We start from the raw sequence: 202 nt of genomic DNA, 5'->3' as shown, positions 1-202 counted from the left end.
CCCACATAGCTATCGCTGAATTCAGTTTTTGTACCGAAGTTAGAATAAGCATTTACACCCCATGCAAATTTATCATTTACTGGAACGATTAGATGAATGTTTGGTGCAATCGAAGTATCGCCAGCATCGTCATAGTCAGCATTGCTAGAATTACCGCCCATGAAGCCTGTGTAAGTAGCATCCTTGACTTCAATCATAGAAG

General features: G+C 40.6%; 1 protein-coding gene. It reads right to left on the bottom strand.

Annotation, left to right across the window (positions count from 1 at the left end; all coding sequences use genetic code 11):
- Positions 1–202, bottom strand: a 202-nt coding sequence (locus AB4486_RS24860; RefSeq protein WP_372119365.1) for an outer membrane protein transport protein, incomplete at both ends; no start/stop codon positions are given.

The sequence above is a fragment of the Vibrio sp. 10N.222.55.C6 genome (assembly GCF_041473395.1).
Lineage (GTDB): Bacteria > Pseudomonadota > Gammaproteobacteria > Enterobacterales > Vibrionaceae > Vibrio > Vibrio crassostreae_C.
Note: the sequence above shows the minus strand (reverse complement) of the source record. Positions and strands in the feature narration are given on the sequence as shown.